We start from the raw sequence: 20,304 nt of genomic DNA on the forward strand, positions 1-20,304 counted from the left end.
AATATTGATATCTCCTGACCCACCGCCTTCGCGAGTAAGCCCGCTCCCACAGGGTTTTGCGGCGGGCTTATTTATCGCGAATCGAGAAATTCGCCATGTGCTCCAGGCCCTTGATCAGTGCCGAGTGGTCCCAGTTGCTGCCACCGATCGCCGCGCAGGTGCTGAACACTTGCTGGGTGTTGGCGGTGTTCGGCAGGTTGATGCCCAACTCGCGGGCACCGGCCAGGGCCAGGTTCAGGTCTTTCTGGTGCAGGCTGATGCGGAAGCCTGGATCAAAGGTGCCTTTGATCATACGCTCGCCGTGCACTTCGAGGATCTTCGAAGAAGCAAAACCGCCCATCAGCGCTTCACGCACCTTGGCAGGGTCGGCGCCATTCTTCGAGGCGAATAGCAGGGCTTCGGCCACGGCCTGGATGTTCAGCGCGACAATGATCTGGTTTGCCACTTTTGCGGTCTGGCCGTCGCCGTTACCACCGACCAGGGTGATGTTCTTGCCCATGGCCTGGAACAGCGGCAGGACGCGTTCGAAGGCATCGGCATCACCGCCGACCATGATGCTCAGGGTCGCAGCCTTGGCGCCGACTTCACCGCCGGAGACTGGCGCGTCGAGGTACTGGGCGCCTTTTTCGTTGATCTTGGCCGCAAAGGCCTTGGTTGCGGTGGGCGAAATGGAGCTCATGTCGATGACGATCTTGCCTTTGCCAACACCGGCGGCGATGCCGTCGGCACGGAACAGCACGTCGTCGACCTGGGGGGTGTCCGGCACCATGATGATGATGACTTCAGCTTCCTGGGCGACTTCTTTCGGGTTGGCCAGGGCGACCGCGCCTGCAGCAATCAGGTCGGCAGGGGCGGCGTCGTGATGCGCCGACAGGAACAGGCTGTGACCGGCTTTCTGCAGGTTCGCCGCCATTGGGTGGCCCATGATGCCGGTGCCGATAAATCCGATTTTAGCCATGAGAAATTCCTCTTGTTTTTGTGTAGCTCAAGCAAATAGGGGAGCTGTTGCTTTATGTAGGAGTGAGCCTGCTCGCGATTCAGGCGCTGCGGCACATCAGGTGCACCGAGGTGATTTCATCGCAGCAGGCTCACTCCTACAGGGGGTCTGTGTCAGATTGTGTTATGGGTTTTCAGCCAGCCCAGACCGGCTTCGGTGGTGGTCAGCGGCTTGTATTCACAGCCAACCCAACCCTGGTAGCCGATGCGGTCCAGGTGTTCGAACAGGAAGCGGTAGTTGATCTCGCCGGTGCCCGGTTCGTTACGCCCCGGGTTGTCCGCCAACTGCACGTGGTTGATCTCGCCCAGGTGCGATTGCAGGGTGCGGGCCAGGTCGCCTTCCATGATTTGCATGTGATAGATGTCGTATTGCAGGAACAGGTTGGCACTGCCCACCTGTTCGCGAATCGACAGGGCCTGCGCCGTGTTGTTCAGGTAGAAACCGGGAATGTCGCGGGTGTTGATCGCTTCCATCACCAGCTTGATCCCGGCCGCCTGCAGCTTGTCGGCTGCGTACTTGAGGTTGGCGACGAAGGTTTTTTCCACGGTGGCGTCATCCACGCCTTGTGGACGAATGCCCGCCAGGCAGTTGATCTGGGTATTGCCCAGCACTTGCGCGTAGGCGATGGCCAGGTCGACACCGGCGCGGAATTCTTCGACGCGGTCCGGCAGGCACGCGATGCCGCGCTCGCCCTTGGCCCAGTCACCGGCCGGCAGGTTGAACAACACCTGGGTCAGGCCGTTGGCATCGAGTGTGGCCTTGATTTCGGCGGAACTGAAGTCGTAGGGGAACAGGTATTCGACACCACTGAAGCCGGCCTTGGCGGCCGCTTCGAAACGGGCAAGAAAATCCTGTTCGGTGAACAGCATGGACAGGTTGGCTGCGAAACGCGGCATGGTGGTCTCCCGTGTATATATGGTGGGCGTTCCCGGATCCCTGTGGGAGCGGGCTTGCTCGCGAAAGCGGTGTGTCAGGCGGCATCAATGTTGCCTTTGCCGCAGCCTTCGCGAGCAAGCCCGCTCCCACAGTGGGAACCTCGTCAGTTCATCTTAATCAAGCAACGAAATAGCAGTCGGTGCGTCGTTGCCGACCAGCGCCAGGTCTTCGAACTCGTTGACGGCGTTGATCTCGGTACCCATGGAAATGTTGGTCACGCGCTCCAGGATAATCTCCACGATGACCGGCACCTTGAACTCCTCGATCAGTTCCTGGGCCTTGCGCAGGGCAGGCTGGATCTGGGCCGGTTCGAACACGCGCAGGGCCTTGCAACCCAGGCCTTCGGCGACCGCGACGTGATCGACACCATAACCGTTGAGTTCTGGCGCGTTCAGGTTATCGAAGGACAGCTGCACGCAGTAGTCCATGTCGAAACCGCGCTGGGCCTGACGGATCAGCCCCAGGTACGAGTTGTTTACCACAACGTGGATGTACGGCAGCTTGAACTGCGCGCCCACGGCCAGCTCTTCGATCATGAACTGGAAATCATAGTCGCCCGAGAGCGCCACGACCTTGCGGGTCGGATCGGCCTTGACCACGCCCAGTGCTGCCGGAATGGTCCAGCCCAATGGGCCGGCCTGGCCACAGTTGATCCAGTGACGCGGCTTGTAGACGTGCAGGAACTGCGCGCCGGCAATCTGCGACAGACCGATGGTGCTGACGTAGCAAGTGTCTTTGCCGAACACCTGGTTCATTTCTTCGTACACGCGCTGCGGCTTGACCGGAACGTTGTCGAAGTGGGTCTTGCGGTGCAGGCTGGCCTTGCGCTGCTGGCAGTCCTGCAGCCAGGCGCTGCGATTTTTCAGCTTGCCGGCAGCTTGCCATTCGCGAGCGACTTCGATGAACACGGTCAACGCGGCAGCAGCATCGGAGACGATGCCCAGGTCCGGGGTGAATACGCGGCCGATCTGCGTTGGCTCGATGTCGACGTGAATGAATTTGCGGCCTTCGGTGTAGACGTCGATCGAACCGGTGTGACGGTTGGCCCAACGGTTACCCACGCCCAGCACCAGGTCAGACTTGAGCATCGTCGCGTTGCCGTAGCGGTGCGAGGTTTGCAGGCCAACCATGCCCACCATCAACGGGTGATCGTCCGGAATGGTGCCCCAGCCCATCAAGGTTGGGACAACCGGAATACCGGTCAGCTCGGCGAACTCCACCAGCAGTTCGGCGGCGTCGGCGTTGATGATGCCGCCACCCGCGACCAGCAATGGACGCTCAGCCTGGTCGAGCATGGCCAGGGCCTTCTCGATCTGCACGCGGTTAGCGGTCGGCTTGGCCAGTGGCAAAGGCTCGTAGGCGTCGATGTCGAATTCGATTTCAGCCATCTGCACGTCGAACGGCAGGTCGATCAGCACTGGGCCTGGGCGGCCGGAGCGCATTTCGTAGAAGGCTTTCTGGAATGCGTAGGGCACCTGGCCCGGTTCCATGACAGTGGTCGACCACTTGGTCACCGGCTTGACGATGGCGGTGATGTCGACTGCCTGGAAATCTTCCTTGTGCATACGGGCGCGGGGGGCCTGGCCGGTGATGCAGAGGATTGGAATCGAGTCGGCCGAGGCGCTGTACAGCCCGGTGACCATGTCCGTACCGGCCGGTCCCGAAGTGCCGATGCACACGCCGATGTTGCCAGCCTTGGTGCGGGTGTAGCCCTCAGCCATGTGCGAGGCGCCTTCAACGTGGCGAGCGAGGACGTGATCGATGCCACCGACCTTCTGCAAGGCGGAGTACAGCGGGTTGATCGCGGCGCCCGGGATGCCAAAAGCGGTATCAACCCCTTCACGGCGCATCACCAGAACGGCGGCTTCGATTGCTCTCATTTTGCTCATGGTTTTGTGCCTCTTACGTTTTGTAATTGTATACAAGTGGCTTTGCGCAGAGTGTATTCACGGCGGACGGCGCAGGTCAATCCATTTTCTCAAGCGACTGTTTCATTCGTCGGAAGCCTGTCCTGCTGTGGCTTTTCGTCGCATGTGGCGCTTTTCGATAATTATTGTATACAAAAAAATACTTCATTGTGTTCTATTTGTTGCATCGGCCTGCGGCACTTGCGCGCAGGCCACTGGCTTTCCCTATAACAAAATGAGGACGGCACCATGAGCGCTTTAACCTTGAAAGTTGCAGTCAACCTGGTCAATCAGGCCATCTCCGCCGGGCGTGCGATCTCTGCGGCACCCCTGACCATTGCAGTACTGGATGCCGGCGGGCACCTGATCACGCTACAACGCGAAGACGGCGCCAGCCTGCTGCGCCCGCAGGTGGCCATCGGCAAGGCGTGGGGCGCCATCGCCCTGGGCAAGGGCTCGCGCCTGCTGGCTCTGGACGCACAACAACGCCCGGCATTTATTGCGGCCTTGAACAGCCTTGGGCAAGGCAGCGTCGTGCCGGCACCGGGCGGCGTGTTGATTCGGGATCAGGAGGGGAATGTGCTGGGGGCAGTGGGGATCAGCGGCGATCTGTCGGATGTTGACGAGCAGTGCGCGATCAATGCGATTGAAGCGTCGGGGTTGCGGGCGGATGCGGGGGTGGTGGCTTGATTTTGTAGCGCCTGGCCTATCGCCTTCGCGAGCAAGCCCGCTCCCACAATGGTTCCGGTGCAGGACACAAATTGTCTGAACACCTCAGGCCACTGTGGGAGCGGGCTTGCTCGCGAAAGCAATCTCACAGACACATCCAGCTAAAAGTGTGCCGCTCGGTTTGCAATGCGCTGATCTAGCCTTCTCTTGAACTCATCGATGAGAGAGGCAAAGGAATGCCGGAACTGTCAGCTTCACATCGTTTGCGCATCGGTCGCTACGCCGAACACAACCGCATCTATCTTCTGACTGCCAACACTCTCAAGCGGGAGCCCGTGTTTAGGGACTATCGCTTGGGCAGGTTAGTTGTGCATCAATTCAGGCAGGCTCAGGTTCAGGGGTTTGCTGACTCCTTGGCTTTTGTGGTTATGCCAGACCACTTTCACTGGTTGATCCAGTTACACAAGGGATCGCTAAGCCAATTGATGTGCCAAGCCAAATCGTTGAGCACCCGATCTATAAATGGGACGAGCGGCCGTGCTGGCAGCCTCTGGCAGCAAGGTTTCCATGACCATGCTCTGCGGCGAGAGGAAGAATTATTGAGAGTTGCGCGGTATGTGGTTGCAAACCCATTGCGAGCGGGGTTGGTTGAGAAACTTGGCGACTATCCGCTGTGGGATGCTGTCTGGATTTGATTTGGGACCGAGATGCCGCTTTCGCGAGCAAGCCCGCTCCCACAGGGGATGAGGTGACTGGCTAAGCCCCCTGTGGGAGCGGGCTTGCTCGCGAATCCGACACCGCGGTCTATCTGTCCGGCTCACACCCCTTCAGCACCAACCGAATAATCGTCTGCGCCGCCGCTTCATAGTCTTCCTCATCCAGCTTCGCCTTGCCGGTAATGGCGGTGATTTGCCAGTCGAAGTCGGCATAGGTCTGGGTTGCGGCCCAGATGCTGAACATCAAGTGGTTGGGGTCAATGGCGGCGATCTGGCCGCGGTCGATCCAGGTCTGGATGCAGTCGATGTTGTGCTTGGCCTGACCGTTCAGTTGCTCCACCAGGTCGGCACTCAGGTGCGGGGCGCCGTGCATGATTTCGCTGGCGAACACCTTGGATGCGAACGGCAGGTCGCGGGAGATGCGGATTTTCGAGCGGATGTAGCCGCTCAGCACTTCACTGGGGACGCCGTCGGCATTGAATGGCGTCGAGGCCTGCAGGATAGGTTCGATGATGCTTTCCAGGACCTCGCGGTAGAGGTTTTCCTTGGATTTGAAATAGTAGTAGACGTTGGGCTTGGGCAAACCCGCCTTGGCTGCGATGTCACTGGTTTTGGTCGCAGCGAAGCCCTTGTCGGCAAATTCTTCACTGGCGGCACGCAGGATCAGTTCTTTGTTGCGCTCGCGGATAGTGCTCATAAACCAGGTGGTTCCTTGCCTGTACTGGCGGTGGCGCATGGTAGCACCGGCTTTGCGCACCGCTCAAGAATGCCCCGCAGCGCCTCGGGCAGGCTATGCTGCCCAGCATTCATTCTTTGCAGGAAATTTCATTCATGGCAGGAAGCAGTTTGCTGTTGCTGATCGACGACATCGCCGCAGTATTGGACGACGTGGCGTTGATGACCAAAATGGCCGCGAAAAAGACCGCAGGTGTACTCGGCGACGACCTGGCACTCAATGCGCAGCAGGTTTCCGGAGTACGTGCCGAGCGCGAAATTCCGGTGGTGTGGGCCGTGGCGAAGGGCTCGTTCCTGAACAAACTGATCCTGGTGCCATCGGCGCTGGCGATCAGTGCGTTCATTCCGTGGCTGGTTACGCCCTTGCTGATGGTCGGCGGCGCCTATCTGTGCTTTGAAGGGTTCGAGAAGCTCGCGCATAAATTCCTCCACAGCAAGGTTGAAGACCAAGCCGAGCATGCGCAGCTGGTCGAGGCGGTCGCAGACCCGGCAACCGATCTGGTGGCTTTCGAGAAGGACAAGATCAAAGGTGCCATCCGCACCGACTTCATCCTGTCGGCAGAAATCATCGCGATCACCCTGGGCACAGTCGCGGGTGCTTCGCTGACCCAGCAGGTCATCGTGTTGTCGGGGATCGCCATCGTGATGACCGTGGGGGTGTACGGCCTGGTGGCGGGCATCGTCAAACTCGACGATCTCGGCCTGTGGCTGACCCAGAAGCCCGGCCAGATGGCCAAAAGCATCGGCAACGGGATCCTGCGCGCCGCGCCTTACATGATGAAAAGCCTTTCGGTGATTGGTACCGCCGCGATGTTCCTGGTCGGCGGTGGGATCCTGACCCATGGCGTACCAGCGATTCATCACTGGATCGAAGAAGTCAGCGCGAGTGCTGGTGGCGCCGGGTTTATCGTGCCGATGTTGCTCAATGCCGTGGCCGGGATTGTCGCCGGTGCGGTGGTGTTGGCCGGCGTGATGGCTGTGAGCAAGATCTGGAAAGCTCTCAAAAACTAAAGCCTGGCACTAAACATTGTAGGAGTGAGCCTGCTCGCGATGGCGGTGTGTCAGTCAACATTAACGTTGAATGTCATATCGCTATCGCGAGCAGGCTCACTCCTACAGGAATATGTGGTGTTGTTAACTGCATGAAAAAAGGCCATTCGATCTGCATCGAATGGCCTTTTTTGTTACCGCCGCTGTTACTCGGCGATCTGCAACTTGCGCGACTCGGTGTACACGTAGCGCACTTTTTCATATTCGAACGGCGAGTTCAGCTGGCCGTAACGGAAGCTGGTCTGGTAGCGCCGGTCAACTCCGCGCAGCATCCAGACTTCCGGGTGGTTGGAGCTGACTTCCGAAACGTTGAGGAAGTTGATCGCCGACTCGGCGGTGAAGTCCACGGCCAGGCCGCCGGTGTCGCGGATGTTCGACGGGCCGAGGATTGGCAGCACGAAGTAGGCACCGCCCGGAACTCCGTAGAAGCCCAGGGTCTGACCAAAGTCTTCACTCTGGCGCGGCAGGCCCATGGCGGTCGCCGGGTCCCACAGGCCGGCGATGCCGATCGTGGTGTTCAGCAGCAGCCGAGCGGTGGTCTCCATCGAACGCTTGCCCTTGAACTGCAGCAGGCTGTTCATCAGGTTCGGCACATCGCCGAGGTTGTTGAAGAAGTTGCTGACGCCGGTACGCAGGAAGCTCGGCGTGATGTAGCGATAGCCATCGACCACCGGCAGGAACACCCATTGGTCGAAGCGGTAGTTGAAGTGATAAACCCGACGGTTCCACTCTTCCAGCGGGTCATAGACGTTCAGCGCGTTGAGCGTCGAGCGCTCGAACTCGCGCTGATCCAGCCCCGGGTTGAACTTGAGTTTGCTCAGCGGCTCCTTGAAACCATCGCTATCGACGACGATAGGCGCATTGGCTTTGCTGTTGTCGGCATGGGCGACGCCTGCACAGAGTAACGCTGCGATAAGCAGGAGAGATTTAGCCACGGAAGAACTCCAGCATGGCGTCGCTGTTGACGCGGTAATTGAGGTTGCCGCAATGGCCGCCCAGTGGATAAACGGTCAGGCGGTCGCCAAACGTCTTGCGCAGGAAACCCAGGTCGCCAGGGCCGAGGATCACGTCGTCGGCGTTATGCATGACGGAGATTTTCGGGCTGGCCTGCAGGTAATCCTTGAGTGCGTACAAACTGACCTGATCGATCAGCTGCAGCAAGCTGCCGCCGTCGGTGCGGGCACGCCACATCGGGATGACCTGTTCGGTGATGTAGCAGTCGAAGTCGCATTGCAGCGCACGCTTGAGGAACGGCGTGAGGCTGGTGCCTTCGGTGATCGGGTACTTCGGTGGAGTGATCAGGCCGCGACGGTTGATCAGGTCCGAAGTAAAGGCGATGTCGGCCGCCGAGAAGCGGAACGAGGTGCCGATCAGCATGGCCATCTGTTCGTTGGTCAGGTGCTGCTTGGACTGCTGGAAGTCATACAGCAGTGCATCGTTGAGGTCGACGTAGCCTTTCTGCTGGAAGTAGCGAGTCAGCTTCTCCAGCACCAGTTCATAAAAGGTGGTGGAGTTATTGATGCCCTTGACCTCGGTCTGGACCAGCTTGTCCAGGTTGGTGATAGAGGTGTAGAGGTTGACCGGCGGGTTGAGCAGCAGGACTTTCTTGAAGTTGAAGCTGCGTCGGGTTTCGTCCAGATGCGCGACAAACGCTGCATCCAGGGCGCCTAGGCTGTAGCCGGTCAGGTAGTACTCGGTCACCGGTACTTTCGGGTTCTGCGCCCGCACCGCTTGCATGACCCGGTACATGTCTTCGGCATCTTCCTTGGTGATACCCGGGGTAGCGAAGCGCGAGGCGGAGGTGATGAAGTCGAAGCTGGTCGGCGACGACAGCTGCACCACGTGGTAGCCGGCCTTGTAGTAGAGCTTTTTCAGGTATTCGTTGAGGCTGCTGTCATACCGCGCACCGGTACCGGCGATCAGGAAGATCAGCGGTGCCGCCTTGTCTTGAGTGGCGATCCGATAGGTGAGTTTCTTCACCGCCCAGAAGTTGTCCGGCAGTTCGAATGCACGCTCCGGCCGCAGGGTGATGCTGCGGTCTTCCTGATTGATGTCGTCGTCCAGCGGCAACTCCGGGCGCAGGTCCGGTGGAGTCGTGGCAATGGTGGCCTCAAATGGGTTGGTCAAGGGGTAGCCATAACTGGCGGCGTCGATGTCGACCGCCAGTGCGGACGCACTCAAAATAAGGCCGCCAAACAGGGCGGCGAAGCGCAAGGAACGGAGCATGACTAGATCCCTTAGAGGAAGGTGCCGGATGAAGTTCGCAGGCTATGACCACAGCTTTGCCGCCAAAGTGCCACGCATCGGCACGAAACAGGCGTAATTCCGGGTAATAGTAGCTGGACGATACACTTTGCAGCTATTTCATGACTACTTATCTGTTACACACATTTGCTTAAATCCTCCGGGGGATTAAGCTGGCCGCCGTTTTCGCCCATTGGAGTACCCCATGTCCCGCCGTCTGCCCGTGATCCTGCTGCTTGTTTTGCTGCCGTTGTGGCTGGCCGCCAGTTACGGCGCGCGGTATGGCTTCATGGAAGATGCGCAGTGGGTGGGCATCTGCGTCGACGAGGCAAGCCGCTGGGAATGCCAGGCGCGCTCAAGCCTGGGGTTGATGATTCATTTCAAGGTGCTGGGCTGGTCGGCGATAGCCGCTGCGGTACTTGGCTTTGTGCTGCCAGGCCGGGCAGGCTGGTGGCTGGCGGTGCTGGCGCTGGTGCTGGGGTTTCCGGCACTGGCGTTGTACAACACCACGTTGGCGGTGTTTGCGGTTGTGATCGCGGCTTTGCGGTTGGTGCGGGCGGCTCGCTGACTAGCAGTTCTGATAGTAGACAGTCATCCCGATAACTCCGAATCTAACCGCATTGACTTTCGGATATGAATCGGAGCGGTGCGATGACGGGTCAGCGAGAAATATTGCTTTGCCTCTACAGCTACGACCCTCTGGATAGGGTTGTGGGTTGTGCTCAGCTGAACCAGGATTCTGTTCAACGCTATTACCGGCAAAATCGGCTGGCCACTGAAATTCAGGGGCAGGCGCGGTACTCGTTGTTTGAGCACGAACAACAGCTGTTGGCACAGCAACAGCATCAGTCGGGGAGAGTTGAGTGCGCTTTGCTGGCAACAGATCTGCAGCGTTCGGTTTTGCACTCCATTGCCGGTGGCAATCATCAGAGCCCCGTTTACTCCCCTTACGGGCATCGCTCTCCTGAGAGTGGACTACTCAGTCTGCTTGGCTTCAATGGCGAGCGCCGAGATCCGGTGACCGGGCATTACTTGCTTGGGAATGGTTACCGCGCATTTAATCCGGTGTTGATGCGATTTAATAGCCCGGACAGTTTGAGTCCGTTTGGGAGGGGTGGGGTGAACGCCTACGCCTATTGTGGGGGGGATCCGGTAAGTCGGGTGGATCCGATGGGCCACTATTTTGCTTCTGCGCTTGTAAACGGGTCGATTGGGGCGATGTTTGCACAACGAGTCATCAACACTGTGGAGCGTGTATTTTCAGTTTCGTCAGCCGCTGCAAGCCTAGTGAGCCGTGGAACTCAGCGAGTCACCAATGCTATTCAAAAGTTGCGTCCTTCCTATCAACTCACCAAACGTAATGAGCTGGTTCAGGCTACTAATGCCGATAGGCTTGCGAGCATTGACGATTACAACAAAATTCTCGCCCATTCAACCGACACTCGCCCTTTTACCGCGACCAAAAACTACGTCTTGGCCAAGAAAAGGGCGGTCGAAGATTTTGTGGGGCCACGCAATCTGGAAAATGGCCCTGCTCAAGATTTCAATCAATTGCTGGTGGACTCAGAATCAGCAAATGCAACCCTCAATAGAGTCATTGCTGACGATGCAGCTCTACATTCGGCGGGCGTTCGAATGCATGGGGCCATTCAACGTTGGCGTGATGCGACGGGTTTTGAAGTAAGGGATATCATCCGCATTGATGAGCTGGGCAAAGCGGTCCGAAGGCCATCCTGATTCCTGCGGACAACTCTGGCAAGATCTCAGCTCCTGCGAGCCCGCAAACACCGCCACAGCGCCACCACCATCAACCCACTCACCAGCGCCCAACCCCAGGCCTGCTGGTTCTGCAGACCTTCAACAAACAACTGCGGCGCAATGCCGACGCCGATAATGAAAGTCAGCACCGCGATTTCCCGCCGCGGTACGTTCACCGGTCGGCACAGGTAGATCAGCGCCGGCAGGATGAACGCGACGCTCGGGAAGCTGCGATAACGCGGATCGAACACCAGCTCCAGCATCATCACGGCACCGGCAAAACCCGCTGCTGCGACCAGCCATCCAGCGCGGCGCTCCAGCACCTCAAATGCCCGACCACGCCAGCCAGTGCGGGCGCTCAGGGTCAGTGCCGCATGGGCCAGCACCAACAGATTCAGCGCCGTAAGCAACGCGACCCATAGCCATTCGCTGGCAAAGCGCGTAGTGACACGCGCCAGGTCGCCCCAGGCGCCAACCGAGCAGGCGGCCAGGGCGCCGAGCAGTGGCAGCACCAGCGCCGAGCGAGTGCTGCGCACGCGCCCACCGAGGAACAGCGTGCCGAGGAAAATCACACCGCCGACCACCAGCCACTGCGACCAGTACGGTACGTTCGAGACCGGGCCTGCCAGCACGCCCTTGTCCTGGCGGTCTGCATCGAACAGCCCCCAGTAACCGCCCACCGCACCTTCGCTGGCGCGTTTCCACGGCTGATCGAAGGCTTCGATCAAGTTGTAGTGCCAGCCCTGCTGTTCGGCCATGGCGACAAAACCGCGGATGAACTTGGCTTCATTGACCCGGCTGGGCAGGGCTGTCTCGCGCTGGCGGCCTTCGCTTGGCCAGCCGGTTTCGCCAATCATCACGTCTTTGGGGGCGAATTTATTGCCGAACACCTGGCGCACTTCCGCCACGTGTTGCAGCGCGGCGTCGATGTTCGAGGGATCATCTTCCCAGTAAGGCAGCAAGTGGATGGTCAGGAAGTCCACGGCCGGGGCGATTTCCGGGTGCTTGAGCCAGAACTCCCAGACGTCGGCGTATGTCACGGGTTGCTTGACCTGGCTCTTGACCTTGTTGATCAGCCGGGCCAGTTGCGGGCCGGTGATTTCCTTGCGCAGCAGCACTTCATTACCCACGATCACCGAAGTCACCACGTCGGCATTGGCATTGGCCGAGGCGATCAGCAGGTCGACTTCCTTCTCTGTGTCCACCGGATTGCTGTTGACCCAGGCGCCGATCATCAGCTTCAAGCCATGCTTACGTGCCAGATCGGGCAGGGCTTCGAGGCCGGTCATCGAATAGGTGCGGATGCACTCAAAGCGCGTGGCGAGCAGTGCGAGGTCGGCGTCCATGCGCTCCGGGCGCAGTTTGAACGGCACGTCGAACGGCGACTGGTCCTTGTCGAACGGGGTATAGGACGCGCACTGCAGTTTGTGCGTGGCGCTGGCGACGTCCGGCAGGATCACCGGTTTGCCCAGGCCGTACCAGAAGCCACCCAGGGCAAACAGCCCGAGCAGGCAGGCGAACAGATAAGCAAAAAAAGGAAAGCGCGGGGTCGCGGACATGGTCGGGCCGTCTGGGAGCAAAGCCGGGCATGTTACCTGCATTTGCGCCGCGCTTGGTGCCTCGCATGGTTTTGACATGCAATGTTCGGGCGTATTGAACGGTTGACTGTGGTTGCCAGCAGTTAATGGCGTTCTGATGTCGTTTCTCGATGGCTTGAGGTCGCTGGCAGAGCAGGTCGCCTGCGGCGCGAGGTTGATTATCGAGGCGTCAGTGCTCTCACGGAAAAATCGAGCTGATGATCGAATGAGCTGGCGGTGTGCGTGATGGGGGCGCGGCGCACCAGAACACTACGTTGACGCGACTCGGCATCCGTCGAGCGCAGCACTTTCGGGGAAGTAACGATGAAGATGCGACGACTTTTAGGCGCGGGTGCCGCTCTGGTGCTTGCGATTGGCTCCACAATGGCCAATGCCGAGAGCAAGACCCTGAGCATCGGTTATGTCGACGGTTGGTCCGACAGCGTCGCGACCACTCACGTGGCGGCCGAAGTGATCAAGCAGAAGCTCGGGTATGACGTGAAGCTGCAAGCGGTGGCAACCGGGATCATGTGGCAGGGCGTGGCCACCGGCAAGCTCGATGCGATGCTCTCCGCCTGGCTGCCAGTGACCCACGGCGACTACTGGGCCAAGAACAAGGATCAGGTGGTCGATTACGGCCCCAACTTCAAGGACGCCAAGATTGGCTTGATCGTGCCGGAATACGTCAAGGCCAAGTCGATTGAAGACCTCAAGACCGACGACACCTTCAAAGGCCGTATCGTTGGCATCGATGCCGGTTCGGGGGTGATGCTCAAGACCGATCAGGCGATCAAGGATTACGGCCTGAGCAATTACACCCTCAAGGCCAGTTCCGGTGCCGGCATGATTGCCGAGCTGACCCGGGCCGAGAAAAAGAACGAATCCATCGCTGTCACCGGCTGGGTGCCGCACTGGATGTTCGCCAAGTGGAAACTGCGCTTCCTCGACGATCCGAAAGGCGTGTACGGCGCGGCTGAAACCGTTAACAGCATCGGCAGTAAAGAGCTGGCGACCAAGGCACCGGAAGTGGCCAAGTTCCTGAAAAACTTCCAGTGGGCGTCGAAAGACGAAATCGGCGAAGTGATGCTGGCCATTCAGGATGGCGCCAAGCCGGACGCAGCGGCAAAAGATTGGGTCGCCAAGCATCCGGAGCGCGTGGCTGACTGGACCAAATAACTCAACACCGCCGGCCCCCTTGTAGGAGTGAGCCTGCTCGCGATAGCAAACTGTCAGATGACTAATCCGTCGACTGACACAACGCCATCGCGAGCAGGCTCACTCCTACATTTATTTGTGCATGCTTGAGATTGGCGATTCTGTCATGTCGTTCTAATACTAAGGTCGTCTGGAACCTGGCCCGCAGCCGCATAGAGTGGATAACGTTCCAACAATAATCTGTGCTGCGAGGATAAAAACAATGAACGACAGCATTTACCTCTCGATTCAAAACAGCCCGCGCTTCAAGGAGCTGGTTAGCAAGCGAGAAAAGTTCGCCTGGATTCTCTCGGCGATCATGCTTGGTCTTTACTCCGGATTCATCCTGCTGATCGCTTACGGGCCGCATATCCTGGGCGCCAAGATCAGTCCTGAATCATCCATTACCTGGGGCATTCCGATCGGTGTTGGGCTGATCCTTTCCGCCTTCATCCTGACCGGCATCTACGTAAAACGCGCCAACGGCGAATTTGACGACCTGAACAATGCGATTCTCAAGGAGGCTCAGCAATGATCCGGCGTCTAATGGCTCTATTGAGCATTGCAGCTTTCGCGCCGGGTGCCTGGGCGGCTGATGCCCTGACTGGTGCAGTGGTCAAGCAACCGCTGAACATTCCGGCGATCCTGATGTTCGTGGCGTTCGTTGGCGCCACGTTGTACATCACTTACTGGGCTTCGAAGAAAAACAACTCGGCAGCCGACTACTATGCGGCTGGCGGCAAGATCACCGGTTTCCAGAACGGTTTGGCGATTGCCGGCGACTACATGTCTGCGGCGTCCTTCCTGGGTATTTCCGCCCTGGTCTTCACCTCCGGCTACGACGGCCTGATCTACTCGATCGGCTTCCTGGTGGGCTGGCCGATCATTCTGTTCCTGATCGCCGAGCGCCTGCGTAACCTGGGTAAATACACCTTTGCCGACGTGGCGTCCTACCGCCTCGGGCAAACCCAGATTCGCTCGCTGTCGGCCTGCGGTTCGCTGGTGGTGGTGGCGTTCTACCTGATCGCGCAGATGGTGGGTGCCGGCAAGCTGATCCAGCTGCTGTTCGGCCTCGACTACCACATTGCGGTGATCCTGGTCGGCGTGCTGATGTGCATGTACGTGCTGTTCGGCGGCATGTTGGCGACCACCTGGGTGCAGATCATCAAGGCGGTGCTGTTGCTGTCCGGTGCCACGTTCATGGCGGTGATGGTGATGAAGCACGTCAACTTCGACTTCAACACACTGTTCTCCGAGGCGATCAAGGTTCACACGAAAGGTGAAGCGATCATGAGCCCGGGCGGTCTGGTGAAAGATCCGGTGTCTGCGTTCTCGCTGGGCTTGGCGCTGATGTTCGGTACCGCTGGCCTGCCACACATCCTGATGCGCTTCTTCACCGTGAGTGACGCCAAGGAAGCTCGCAAGAGCGTGCTGTATGCAACCGGCTTCATCGGCTACTTCTACATCCTGACCTTCATCATCGGCTTCGGCGCGATCCTGCTGGTCAGCACCAACCCGGCCTTCAAGGATGCTGCTGGCGCGCTGTTGGGCGGCAACAACATGGCGGCGGTGCACCTGGCTAACGCAGTGGGCGGCAGCATCTTCCTGGGCTTCATCTCGGCGGTAGCGTTCGCGACCATCCTGGCTGTGGTGGCGGGCCTGACCCTGGCTGGTGCTTCGGCGGTGTCCCACGACCTGTACGCCAGTGTGATCAAGAAAGGCAAGGCGAACGAGAAGGATGAGATCCGCGTCTCGAAGATCACCACTATCGCCCTGGCGGTGCTGGCGATTGGCCTGGGCATCCTGTTCGAAAGCCAGAACATCGCGTTCATGGTGGGCCTGGCATTCTCCATCGCGGCGAGCTGTAACTTCCCGGTACTGCTGCTTTCCATGTACTGGAAGAAGCTGACGACCCGTGGGGCGATGATCGGTGGCTGGCTGGGTCTGGTGAGCGCTGTTGGCTTGATGATCCTTGGCCCAACCATCTGGGTGCAGATCCTGCATCACGAGAAGGCGATCTTCCCGTACGAGTACCCGGCGCTGTTCTCGATGATCATCGCGTTTGTGGGGATCTGGTTCTTCTCGATCACCGACAAGTCGGCGGCTGCGGACAGGGAGCGGGCGCTGTTCTTCCCGCAATTTGTCCGGTCGCAGACGGGTCTGGGGGCGAGCGGGGCGGTTTCGCACTAAGCGCATCGTTAGGCTGTTAACAAATGCCCCGGTCGAGAGACCGGGGCATTTTTGTTGGTGCATGTGGAGCAAGATGCCTGATAACCAGCCAAACAAAAACGGCCTCTATTCACATAGAGGCCGTTTGCGGTGCAACTCAAGACGTTATCGCAAGACAGGTCTTATTTGCGGTCTTCCAGCTTGGTAATGTCACGCGACTCGTAGCCGGTGTACAACTGGCGCGGGCGGCCGATCTTGTACGGGCTGGAGAGCATTTCTTTCCAGTGGGAGATCCAGCCTACGGTCCGCGCCAGGGCGAAGATCACGGTGAACATGCTGGTTGGAATGCCGATCGCCTTGAGGATGATCCCCGAGTAGAAGTCGACGTTCGGGTACAGCGAGCGTTCGATGAAGTACGGGTCGGTCAGGGCGATCTCTTCCAGGCGCATGGCCAGTTCGAGTTGCGGATCGTTGTTGATGCCCAGCTCTTTGAGTACTTCGTCGCAGGTCTGCTTCATCACGGTCGCGCGAGGGTCGCGGTTTTTGTAAACCCGGTGACCGAAGCCCATCAGCTTGAACGGATCGTTCTTGTCCTTGGCCTTGGCGATGAACTTGTCGATGTTCGAGACATCGCCAATTTCATCCAGCATGGTCAGGACAGCCTCGTTCGCGCCGCCGTGGGCAGGGCCCCACAGTGCAGCGATGCCGGCGGCGATACAGGCGAACGGGTTGGCACCCGAAGAGCCGGCCAGGCGAACGGTGGAAGTCGATGCGTTTTGCTCGTGGTCGGCATGGAGGATGAAGATCCGGTCCATGGCCTTGGCGAGAACCGGGCTGATCGGTTTGATCTCGCACGGGGTGTTGAACATCATGTGCAGGAAGTTTTCCGCGTACGTCAGGTCGTTGCGCGGGTACATCATGGGTTGACCCATGGAGTACTTGTAAACCATCGCTGCCAGTGTTGGCATCTTGGCCACCAGGCGGATCGCGGAGATTTCGCGATGCTGGGGGTTATTGATGTCCAGGGAGTCGTGGTAGAAGGCCGAGAGGGCGCCGACTACACCGCACATGACGGCCATTGGGTGGGCGTCGCGACGGAAGCCGTTGAAAAAGGTCTTCAGCTGCTCGTGAACCATTGTGTGGTTTTTCACGGTGCTGACGAACTGGGCCTTCTGTTCTGCGGTCGGCAGTTCGCCGTTGAGCAGCAGATAGCAGGTTTCCAGGTAGTCCGATTTTTCAGCCAGCTGTTCGATCGGGTAGCCGCGGTGCAACAGAATGCCGTTGTCGCCGTCGATATAGGTGATCTTCGACTCGCACGAAGCGGTCGACATGAAACCAGGGTCAAAGGTGAAACGGCCCGTGGCCGTCAGGCCCCGAACGTCGATAACATCGGGACCAACGGTGCCGGTTAAAATGGGCAGCTCGACGGGGGCTGCGCCCTCGATGATCAACTGCGCTTTTTTGTCAGCCATGTGGCCTCCTATTTATGCTTGAAATCATCAGACAGACCCCCCACGCAGGGCCCGCACCACTATAGTGAGATAAATTCAGATGTCAATTTGCCTAAAGTCTTGCCCCAGAAGGCTTTAACCGGACTTTTTCCTCGAAATTGCCTGCCGTTTACGCCTTTTATCCAACTTGTGCAATGCGCTATTAGGGGAAGGTGAACGCGTTGTCATTAGTAGCCTAACTGTCTATACTCGGCCACCGACCGCCAGGGGCTTTTGGGCCTGCTTTATTGGGGGTCGCATCCCTGGGTGGTGGTTACCTGACCAGTGCACTCCCCAACAACTTTGCCCTGATTGTTAGGGGCTCTTCAGTGTGAAAAAAAGCCGTGAAAAGCCAACGACCTGTAAACCTAGACCTAAGGACCATCAAACTCCCCATCACCGGCGTTACGTCGTTTCTTCACCGTGTTTCCGGCATCATCCTCTTCCTGGGCCTTGGCTTCATGCTTTATGCATTGGGCAAATCCCTGGGTTCCGAGGAAGGTTTTGCCGACGTGAAGGCAACCTTGACCAGCCCGCTGGCCAAGTTCGTAGCATGGGGCCTCCTGTCCGCTCTGCTTTATCATCTGGTAGCCGGTGTGCGCCACTTGATCATGGATATGGGCATCGGTGAGACGCTGGAAGGCGGCCGCCTGGGCTCGAAAATTATCATCGCCGTTTCCGTGGTGTTGATCGTTCTGGCAGGAGTTTGGATATGGTAACCAGCGTTACGAACCTTTCGCGTTCGGGCCTCTATGACTGGATGGCACAGCGTGTGTCTGCGGTCGTTCTCGCGGCTTATTTCATTTTCCTGATCGGATACCTCGCAGCGAACCCGGGCATTGGCTACGACCAGTGGCATGGCCTGTTCGCCCACAACGGGATGCGTATCTTCAGTCTGCTGGCCCTCGTTGCCCTGGGCGCTCACGCCTGGGTCGGTATGTGGACCATCGCGACCGACTACCTGACGCCGATGGCGCTGGGCAAGTCCGCGACTGCAGTACGTTTCCTTTTCCAGGCAGTATGCGGCGTTGCGATGTTCGCTTACTTCGTCTGGGGTGTGCAGATTCTCTGGGGTATCTGATTCATGGCTAACATTCCAACGATTTCATTCGACGCCATCATTATTGGTGGTGGCGGTGCCGGCATGCGCGCTGCGCTGCAGCTGGCCCAGGGCGGTCACAAGACTGCCGTGATCACCAAGGTGTTCCCGACCCGTTCGCACACCGTTTCGGCCCAGGGTGGCATTACTTGCGCCATCGCCTCCGCTGATCCAAACGATGACTGGCGCTGGCACATGTACGATACCGTCAAGGGTTCCGACTATATCGGTGACCAGGACGCTATCGAATACATGTGTCAGGAAGGCCCGGCGGCGGTGTTCGAGCTGGACCACATGGGTCTGCCGTTCTCCCGTACCGAGCAAGGCCGCATCTACCAGCGTCCATTCGGCGGGCAGTCGAAGGATTACGGTAAAGGTGGGCAGGCTGCCCGTACTTGCGCCGCTTCCGACCGTACCGGTCATGCGCTGTTGCACACTCTTTATCAGGGCAACCTGAAAGCGGGTACCACGTTCCTGAACGAGTACTACGCGGTTGATCTGGTGAAAAACGCCCAAGGCGAATTCGTCGGCGTTATCGCTATCTGCATCGAAACCGGCGAAACCAGCTACATCCGTGCCAAGGCTACCGTCCTGGCAACCGGTGGTGCCGGTCGTATCTACGCGTCCACCACCAATGCCCTGATCAACACCGGTGACGGCGTTGGCATGGCCCTGCGTGCTGGCGTGCCGGTACAAGACATCGAAATGTGGCAGTTCCACCCGACCGGCATCGCCGGCGCCGGGGTACTGGTTACCGAAGGTTGCCGTGGTGAAGGTGGATACCTGATCAACAAGCACGGCGAGCGTTTCATGGAGCGTTATGCTCCGAACGCGAAAGACCTTGCCGGTCGTGACGTAGTTGCCCGTTCGATGGTTAAAGAAATCATCGCCGGTAACGGTTGCGGTCCGAATGGCGACCACGTGATGCTCAAACTCGACCACCTGGGCGAGGAAGTGCTGCACAGCCGTCTGCCAGGCATCTGCGAACTGTCGAAGACTTTCGCCCACGTTGACCCGGTTGTTGCGCCAGTTCCGGTTGTTCCGACTTGCCACTATATGATGGGCGGTGTTCCGACCAACATTCATGGCCAGGCGATCACCCAGAACGCTGACGGTCAGGACGAGATCATCCATGGTCTGTTCGCGGTAGGCGAAGTGGCTTGCGTATCGGTTCACGGCGCCAACCGCCTGGGCGGCAACTCGTTGCTCGACCTGGTGGTATTCGGTCGTGCAGCTGGCCTGCACCTGGAAAAAGCGCTGACTGACGGCATCGAATACGATGACGCCACTGACGCCGATATCGAAGCGGCCCTGTCGCGTCTGTCCGCCCTGAACGAGCGTACCGATGGCGAAGACGTGGCAACCCTGCGTCGCGAGCTGCAAAGCTGCATGCAGAACTACTTCGGTGTATTCCGTACCGGCGAATACATGCAGAAGGGTATTGCCCAGCTGGCTGACCTGCGTGCGCGCATCGCCAACGTCAAGATCAACGACAAATCGCAGGCCTTCAACACCGCGCGTATCGAAGCGCTGGAGTTGCAGAACCTGCTGGAAGTGGCCGAAGCCACTGCCATCGCTGCTGAAGTGCGTAAAGAGTCCCGCGGCGCCCACGCCCGTGAAGACTTCGAAGACCGCGACGACGAAAACTGGCTGTGCCACACCCTGTACTTCCCGGGTGACAAGCGCGTGACCAAGCGTGCCGTGAACTTCTCGCCGAAAACTGTTCCGACTTTTGAACCTAAGATTCGGACTTATTAAGGGTG

Annotated in this window: 19 protein-coding genes; 11 read left to right on the forward strand and 8 right to left on the reverse strand. The window is 58.8% G+C overall.

Features of this window, described 5'->3' with window-relative positions; genetic code table 11:
• Positions 1-67 precede the first annotated feature (67 nt).
• The 3 genes from ORL50_RS23370 to gcl form a co-directional block, all read right to left on the reverse strand.
• Positions 68-958, reverse strand: coding sequence for a 2-hydroxy-3-oxopropionate reductase (locus ORL50_RS23370; RefSeq protein ID WP_266018406.1), 891 nt, complete (start codon positions 956-958; stop codon positions 68-70).
• A gap of 152 nt (positions 959-1,110) precedes the next feature.
• Positions 1,111-1,893, reverse strand: coding sequence for a hydroxypyruvate isomerase (hyi, locus tag ORL50_RS23375; RefSeq protein WP_266018408.1), 783 nt, complete (start codon positions 1,891-1,893; stop codon positions 1,111-1,113).
• A gap of 153 nt (positions 1,894-2,046) precedes the next feature.
• Entirely contained in the window at positions 2,047-3,822 is a 1,776-nt protein-coding gene (gene gcl / locus ORL50_RS23380) for a glyoxylate carboligase (protein ID WP_266018410.1), read from the reverse strand.
• Positions 3,823-4,089: 267 nt separating this feature from the next.
• On the opposite strand from gcl, the gene ORL50_RS23385 reads away from it, so the two are divergent.
• Positions 4,090-4,530 (forward strand): GlcG/HbpS family heme-binding protein, encoded by a 441-nt coding sequence (locus ORL50_RS23385; protein ID WP_266018412.1) that lies wholly within the window; start codon positions 4,090-4,092, stop codon positions 4,528-4,530.
• A gap of 215 nt (positions 4,531-4,745) precedes the next feature.
• On the forward strand, positions 4,746-5,204 hold the full coding sequence (locus ORL50_RS23390) for an REP-associated tyrosine transposase (RefSeq protein ID WP_266018414.1): 459 nt from the start codon (positions 4,746-4,748) through the stop codon (positions 5,202-5,204).
• A 109-nt stretch (positions 5,205-5,313) separates the two neighbouring features.
• On the opposite strand, the gene ORL50_RS23395 is transcribed toward ORL50_RS23390, so the two are convergent.
• Entirely contained in the window at positions 5,314-5,922 is a 609-nt protein-coding gene (locus ORL50_RS23395; protein ID WP_266018415.1) for a TetR/AcrR family transcriptional regulator, read from the reverse strand.
• A gap of 134 nt (positions 5,923-6,056) precedes the next feature.
• Here ORL50_RS23395 and ORL50_RS23400 point away from each other — a divergent pair, with 134 nt between their 5' ends.
• Positions 6,057-6,971, forward strand: coding sequence for a DUF808 domain-containing protein (locus ORL50_RS23400; RefSeq protein ID WP_266018416.1), 915 nt, complete (start codon positions 6,057-6,059; stop codon positions 6,969-6,971).
• A gap of 185 nt (positions 6,972-7,156) precedes the next feature.
• Here ORL50_RS23400 and ORL50_RS23405 read toward each other — a convergent pair whose 3' ends face one another.
• Positions 7,157-7,945, reverse strand: a complete 789-nt coding sequence (locus ORL50_RS23405; RefSeq protein WP_266018418.1) for an MlaA family lipoprotein — start codon at positions 7,943-7,945, stop codon at positions 7,157-7,159.
• Positions 7,938-9,236: a serine/threonine protein kinase gene (locus ORL50_RS23410; protein ID WP_266018419.1), complete on the reverse strand. Its 1,299-nt coding sequence runs from the start codon at positions 9,234-9,236 to the stop codon at positions 7,938-7,940. Before ORL50_RS23410 ends, ORL50_RS23405 begins: the two co-directional genes overlap by 8 nt.
• Before the next feature lie 223 nt (positions 9,237-9,459).
• On the opposite strand from ORL50_RS23410, the gene ORL50_RS23415 reads away from it, so the two are divergent.
• Positions 9,460-9,822, forward strand: coding sequence for a hypothetical protein (locus ORL50_RS23415; protein WP_266018420.1), 363 nt, complete (start codon positions 9,460-9,462; stop codon positions 9,820-9,822).
• 83 nt (positions 9,823-9,905) lie between these two features.
• Positions 9,906-10,991 carry an RHS repeat-associated core domain-containing protein gene (locus tag ORL50_RS23420; RefSeq protein WP_266018421.1) on the forward strand — a complete coding sequence of 362 codons (1,086 nt, stop codon included), beginning with the start codon at positions 9,906-9,908 and terminating at the stop codon, positions 10,989-10,991.
• Between the two features lie 26 nt (positions 10,992-11,017).
• Here ORL50_RS23420 and ORL50_RS23425 read toward each other — a convergent pair whose 3' ends face one another.
• Complete coding sequence (locus ORL50_RS23425; RefSeq protein WP_266018422.1) at positions 11,018-12,613, reverse strand: glycoside hydrolase family 17 protein; 1,596 nt, start codon at positions 12,611-12,613, stop codon at positions 11,018-11,020.
• Positions 12,614-12,913: 300 nt separating this feature from the next.
• Here ORL50_RS23425 and ORL50_RS23430 point away from each other — a divergent pair, with 300 nt between their 5' ends.
• The 3 genes from ORL50_RS23430 to ORL50_RS23440 all read left to right on the forward strand — a co-directional run bounded on the left by ORL50_RS23430 (position 12,914) and on the right by ORL50_RS23440 (position 15,973).
• Positions 12,914-13,765, forward strand: a complete 852-nt coding sequence (locus ORL50_RS23430) for a glycine betaine ABC transporter substrate-binding protein (RefSeq protein WP_266018423.1) — start codon at positions 12,914-12,916, stop codon at positions 13,763-13,765.
• A gap of 241 nt (positions 13,766-14,006) precedes the next feature.
• The gene (locus tag ORL50_RS23435; protein ID WP_266018425.1) at positions 14,007-14,318 is read left to right on the forward strand and encodes a DUF485 domain-containing protein; all 312 of its coding nucleotides are present in this window, start codon (positions 14,007-14,009) and stop codon (positions 14,316-14,318) included.
• Positions 14,315-15,973: a cation acetate symporter gene (locus tag ORL50_RS23440; protein WP_266018426.1), complete on the forward strand. Its 1,659-nt coding sequence runs from the start codon at positions 14,315-14,317 to the stop codon at positions 15,971-15,973. The genes ORL50_RS23435 and ORL50_RS23440 overlap by 4 nt, the downstream gene beginning before the upstream one ends.
• Positions 15,974-16,134: 161 nt before the next feature.
• Here the strand turns inward: ORL50_RS23440 and gltA are convergent, their stop codons facing one another.
• A complete protein-coding gene (gene gltA, locus ORL50_RS23445) occupies positions 16,135-17,424 on the reverse strand; it encodes a citrate synthase (protein ID WP_003222994.1) in 1,290 nt (429 codons plus the stop codon).
• A 362-nt stretch (positions 17,425-17,786) separates the two neighbouring features.
• Between gltA and sdhC the strand changes: the two genes are divergently transcribed.
• Genes sdhC through sdhA form a run of 3 tightly spaced genes read left to right on the forward strand, consistent with a single transcriptional unit; the run spans position 17,787 to position 20,299 of the window.
• Positions 17,787-18,161 carry a succinate dehydrogenase, cytochrome b556 subunit gene (sdhC, locus tag ORL50_RS23450; protein ID WP_033052382.1) on the forward strand — a complete coding sequence of 125 codons (375 nt, stop codon included), beginning with the start codon at positions 17,787-17,789 and terminating at the stop codon, positions 18,159-18,161.
• Positions 18,155-18,523, forward strand: a complete 369-nt coding sequence (gene sdhD / locus ORL50_RS23455; protein WP_007977503.1) for a succinate dehydrogenase, hydrophobic membrane anchor protein — start codon at positions 18,155-18,157, stop codon at positions 18,521-18,523. The genes sdhC and sdhD overlap by 7 nt, the downstream gene beginning before the upstream one ends.
• Before the next feature lie 3 nt (positions 18,524-18,526).
• Positions 18,527-20,299 (forward strand): succinate dehydrogenase flavoprotein subunit, encoded by a 1,773-nt coding sequence (sdhA, locus tag ORL50_RS23460; protein WP_266018439.1) that lies wholly within the window; start codon positions 18,527-18,529, stop codon positions 20,297-20,299.
• The last annotated feature ends 5 nt before the right edge of the window (positions 20,300-20,304 follow it).

It is taken from the genome of Pseudomonas sp. RIT-562 (assembly GCF_026241895.1).
GTDB lineage: Bacteria > Pseudomonadota > Gammaproteobacteria > Pseudomonadales > Pseudomonadaceae > Aquipseudomonas > Aquipseudomonas mandelii_F.

Bases quoted from the DNA above. Each gene is read 5' to 3' on its own strand.
- ORL50_RS23385 (WP_266018412.1), top strand. From the start codon at position 4,090: ATGAGCGCTTTAACCTTGAAAGTTGCAGTCAACCTGGTCAATCAGGCC.
- ORL50_RS23410 (WP_266018419.1), bottom strand. From the start codon at position 9,236: ATGCTCCGTTCCTTGCGCTTCGCCGCCCTGTTTGGCGGCCTTATTTTG.
- ORL50_RS23420 (WP_266018421.1), top strand. From the start codon at position 9,906: ATGACGGGTCAGCGAGAAATATTGCTTTGCCTCTACAGCTACGACCCT.
- ORL50_RS23395 (WP_266018415.1), bottom strand. From the start codon at position 5,922: ATGAGCACTATCCGCGAGCGCAACAAAGAACTGATCCTGCGTGCCGCC.
- ORL50_RS23440 (WP_266018426.1), top strand. From the start codon at position 14,315: ATGATCCGGCGTCTAATGGCTCTATTGAGCATTGCAGCTTTCGCGCCG.
- ORL50_RS23435 (WP_266018425.1), top strand. From the start codon at position 14,007: ATGAACGACAGCATTTACCTCTCGATTCAAAACAGCCCGCGCTTCAAG.
- ORL50_RS23425 (WP_266018422.1), bottom strand. From the start codon at position 12,613: ATGCAGGTAACATGCCCGGCTTTGCTCCCAGACGGCCCGACCATGTCC.
- sdhA (WP_266018439.1), top strand. From the start codon at position 18,527: ATGGCTAACATTCCAACGATTTCATTCGACGCCATCATTATTGGTGGT.
- ORL50_RS23415 (WP_266018420.1), top strand. From the start codon at position 9,460: ATGTCCCGCCGTCTGCCCGTGATCCTGCTGCTTGTTTTGCTGCCGTTG.
- ORL50_RS23390 (WP_266018414.1), top strand. From the start codon at position 4,746: ATGCCGGAACTGTCAGCTTCACATCGTTTGCGCATCGGTCGCTACGCC.
- ORL50_RS23430 (WP_266018423.1), top strand. From the start codon at position 12,914: ATGAAGATGCGACGACTTTTAGGCGCGGGTGCCGCTCTGGTGCTTGCG.
- sdhD (WP_007977503.1), top strand. From the start codon at position 18,155: ATGGTAACCAGCGTTACGAACCTTTCGCGTTCGGGCCTCTATGACTGG.
- gltA (WP_003222994.1), bottom strand. From the start codon at position 17,424: ATGGCTGACAAAAAAGCGCAGTTGATCATCGAGGGCGCAGCCCCCGTC.
- gcl (WP_266018410.1), bottom strand. From the start codon at position 3,822: ATGAGCAAAATGAGAGCAATCGAAGCCGCCGTTCTGGTGATGCGCCGT.
- ORL50_RS23370 (WP_266018406.1), bottom strand. From the start codon at position 958: ATGGCTAAAATCGGATTTATCGGCACCGGCATCATGGGCCACCCAATG.
- hyi (WP_266018408.1), bottom strand. From the start codon at position 1,893: ATGCCGCGTTTCGCAGCCAACCTGTCCATGCTGTTCACCGAACAGGAT.
- ORL50_RS23400 (WP_266018416.1), top strand. From the start codon at position 6,057: ATGGCAGGAAGCAGTTTGCTGTTGCTGATCGACGACATCGCCGCAGTA.